This window comes from Burkholderia sp. E168m23 (genome assembly GCF_016586125.1).
GTDB lineage: Bacteria > Pseudomonadota > Gammaproteobacteria > Burkholderiales > Burkholderiaceae > Burkholderia > Burkholderia orbicola.
This window is the reverse complement of the sequence record NZ_BCPP01000871.1, coordinates 1-3049: the sequence shown is the minus strand read 5'-3', so window position 1 is coordinate 3049 and position 3049 is coordinate 1. Positions and strand designations below refer to the sequence as shown.

Annotated in this window: 3 protein-coding genes; 1 reads left to right on the top strand and 2 read right to left on the bottom strand. The window is 63.1% G+C overall.

Features of this window, described 5'->3' with window-relative positions; translation table 11 throughout:
- Positions 1 to 186: 186 nt before the first annotated feature.
- Together JMF90_RS31110 and JMF90_RS31105 are read right to left on the bottom strand one after the other, a co-directional pair.
- On the bottom strand, positions 187 to 894 hold the full coding sequence (locus tag JMF90_RS31110) for a pirin family protein (RefSeq protein ID WP_011548556.1): 708 nt from the start codon (positions 892 to 894) through the stop codon (positions 187 to 189).
- Positions 895 to 977: 83 nt separating this feature from the next.
- Positions 978 to 1742 (bottom strand): SDR family NAD(P)-dependent oxidoreductase, encoded by a 765-nt coding sequence (locus JMF90_RS31105; RefSeq protein WP_011548557.1) that lies wholly within the window; start codon positions 1740 to 1742, stop codon positions 978 to 980.
- 137 nt (positions 1743 to 1879) lie between these two features.
- On the opposite strand from JMF90_RS31105, the gene JMF90_RS31100 reads away from it, so the two are divergent.
- Positions 1880 to 2797: a LysR family transcriptional regulator gene (locus JMF90_RS31100; RefSeq protein ID WP_011548558.1), complete on the top strand. Its 918-nt coding sequence runs from the start codon at positions 1880 to 1882 to the stop codon at positions 2795 to 2797.
- Positions 2798 to 3049: the final 252 nt, after the last annotated feature.

The following is a 3049-nucleotide window of genomic DNA, read 5'->3' as shown; positions in this document are numbered from 1 at the left end:
ACGCGGCCGGCCACCGCCCTACAACGCGCGACCGGCGCAGATCGACCCATCTCCGCCATAGGCAGCGTCAGTATCACAGTCTGCAGTTCGCTCCCCAAACAGCCACCCAACTCTCACGGACGCGTTTTCTCGAAGTCGGAAACAGCAATGAATGGGGCTGCGGCACGCCCTAATGGAGCCCTTGTCCTAGCGCAAGAGCTCAACAATCACGACATCAGTGTCGTCTCGCGCCCTCAATACGAGCCGCGCTTCATCTCGAACGGCAATGCCATCGCGTCGCGTCAGCCTGATCGGCCCTATGTCCAGTCGCCCATGATCCGCAACCAAATAAGCCGAACCGGGCATCGGCAAAACGTGCTGCATTGCCGCGCCTTCGCGCAGCGTCGCGATACGCACCCGCGCGTCGGCATGGAGGGGCAAAGCACCCGTGCGGACATCCTCCGGATCGCCGCTCGCCAGTGTGACGAATCGGCCCTCTCGACATCCTGGCGAACAGACCCGCGTCGAGCAGCGCGGCGTACCGGCCGGTGTGCGCGGACGGAGCCAGATCTGAAACTGCCGCGCGGGTATGTTTTCCTCGTTGCGCTCGGCATGATGGATCGCCGTGCCGGCACTCATCACGTGGACGCAGTTGGCAACCAGGCGCGCGCGATTGCCCGCATCGTCTTCGTGGGTGATGGCCCCCGAACGTACCCACGTGACGATCTCGACGTCGCGGTGAACACGAAGCCCGAGGCCCGCGTGCTGCGCGAATTCGATGTCGTTCCACATATGGAGCGGACCGAGCGGCGCATGGTCGGCGTGCCCGACGTCGCCCGCGCGGAAATGTTGGCGGACATCAACGCCGTCGCGCCGGATTGCGTCAAGCGAAGGAAAAGGCCGATGTTCAATCATGACGATGCTCGATTCGAGTGCGCCGGGCGTGGATCGCGATCGTCGAAGACCGCGTCCACCACACCCCGCGTGCTCAACCTGGCTCAGATCTGTTGCTGGCCGCCGTCGACGAACAATTCGATACCGTTCACGAAGCTCGCGTCGTCCGAGGCCAGGAACAGCGCCGCGCCGGCGATCTCTTCCGGTTCACCGAGGCGCCCCATCGGAATCAGGGAAGCCAGGTAATCGGCAAGCCCTTGCCGTTGCGTGGCGTCGTCACCGGCGAGGTCGAGCAGGCCCGGCGTGCGAGTCGCGCCCGGGCTGATCGTGTTCACGCGGACGCGGCGCTCCTTGAGGTCGAGAATCCAGCTGCGTGCAAAGGCACGCACCGCCGCTTTCGAAGCCGAATACACGCTGAACGCCGCGGTGCCTGCGCTACCTGCCGTCGAGCCGGTGAGAATCACCGATGCGCCCTCGGCAAGCAGCGGCAGCGCTTTTTGCACCGTGAACAGCACGCCCTTCACGTTGCGGTCGAAGGTGTCGTCGTAGTGCGCTTCGGTGATGTTGCCAAGCGGCAGCATCGAGCCGCCGCCGGCGTTCACGAACAGGACGTCGAGGCGCCCCTGTTCTTCCTTGATTTGCGCATACAGCGCGTCGAGTTCATCGAGCTGGGTGGAATCCGAACGGACGCCGGTCGCGTTGCCGCCGGCTTCGCGAATGCCTTTCACGGCGGCATCGAGTTCTACCTGTCGGCGGCCCGTGAGATAGACGTGCGCGCCTTCCGCCGCGAAACGTTGCGCGGTGGCGAGACCGATGCCGCTGGTTGCGCCGGTGACGAGTGCGATCTTGTTGTCGAGTTTGCGTGCCATGGTATTGCTCCTTTCGATGGTCGGTGGATGTTTGCGTCGCAGCGGCTTGCTGCGATGTGAGGAGAATATCGACGGCCTTATCTTTTCGAAATAGAATTGATCGCAATTTAACGTTGCATAAATGAAAAGATAAGGACATGGCTCAACTACCCGATTTCGAGGGGCTCGCGATGTTCGCGAAGGTGGCCGAGCACGGATCATTTGCAGCCGCAGCGCGCGCGACCGGCGTGTCGGTCGCCACGGTCTCGCGCGGCGTGGCCCGCCTGGAGGACCGGCTGGGTGCGCGGCTTTTCAATCGCACGTCGCGCCAGCTCTCGCTCACCGAGTTCGGCCGGACGATCAGCGAGAAAGCCGGCGAGATCTATCACCAGGCCGAGGAAGCGGAAAGCTCGGCGCGCGAAATGTCGGTGCAGCCACGCGGGCTGGTGCGGCTGGCCGTGCCGATGTCATATGGGCTGCGTTGGGTTGCGCCGCTGCTACCCGGCTTCTTTCGCGCGTATCCGGAGGTGTCAATCGACCTGCATCTATCGGATGCGTCGGTCGATCTGGTCGCCGATGGGTTCGACGCCGCCCTGCGTATCGCCGCGCTTCCGGATTCATCCCTGGTCGCGCGGCGGCTGTGCGCGGTGACGCAATTCGTGGTGGCGTCGCCAGAATATCTGAGACGTGAAGGACGACCCACGCATCCGCGCGAGCTGGTGGATCGCCCCTGTCTCTCATATGCGTACCGTGCGCGTAGCGCTGTATGGCGCTTCACGAACGACGCAGGCGAGGAGGAGCCGGTGATGCCGACGGGCCCGCTGCGCGTGACGAACTCCGATGCGCTGTTGCCCACGCTGCTCGATGGCCTTGCAATCGCCGAGCTGCCTGAATTCATCGCGGGCGAGTATTTGGCCGATGGCCGTCTTGAAGCGATCCTCACCGACTGGTCGCTGACGAAGGGTGGTCTTTACTTCGTTACGCCGTCGGCGCGCGCGCGGCCCGCGAAAGTCGCGGCGCTGTCGGATTACTTTGCCGAGCACCTTTCCGAGCCAACATGGCGGTGGCCGAAATGATCCATCGGCGCAGTTGATCAGCCGGCGTCCATCGTTGCATTCATGCAATGATGGATTTCAAACGATTCTATTTCGCAAATATTGTCCGATCCGTATTCTCCTTTCCACCGGCTGCACGACATCACGTCGCAAGCCACTGGACCAAGCAAAAGGAGAATCACGATGAATACGCAAGCCACACCGAACACGCCCGATACCGCGACGGTTACCTTCCTCGATGCGCTGAACAGTGCCACCGGCCCAGCAATCGAG

Bases quoted from the DNA above. Each gene is read 5' to 3' on its own strand.
- JMF90_RS31110 (WP_011548556.1), bottom strand. From the start codon at position 894: ATGATTGAACATCGGCCTTTTCCTTCGCTTGACGCAATCCGGCGCGAC.
- JMF90_RS31105 (WP_011548557.1), bottom strand. From the start codon at position 1,742: ATGGCACGCAAACTCGACAACAAGATCGCACTCGTCACCGGCGCAACC.
- JMF90_RS31100 (WP_011548558.1), top strand. From the start codon at position 1,880: ATGGCTCAACTACCCGATTTCGAGGGGCTCGCGATGTTCGCGAAGGTG.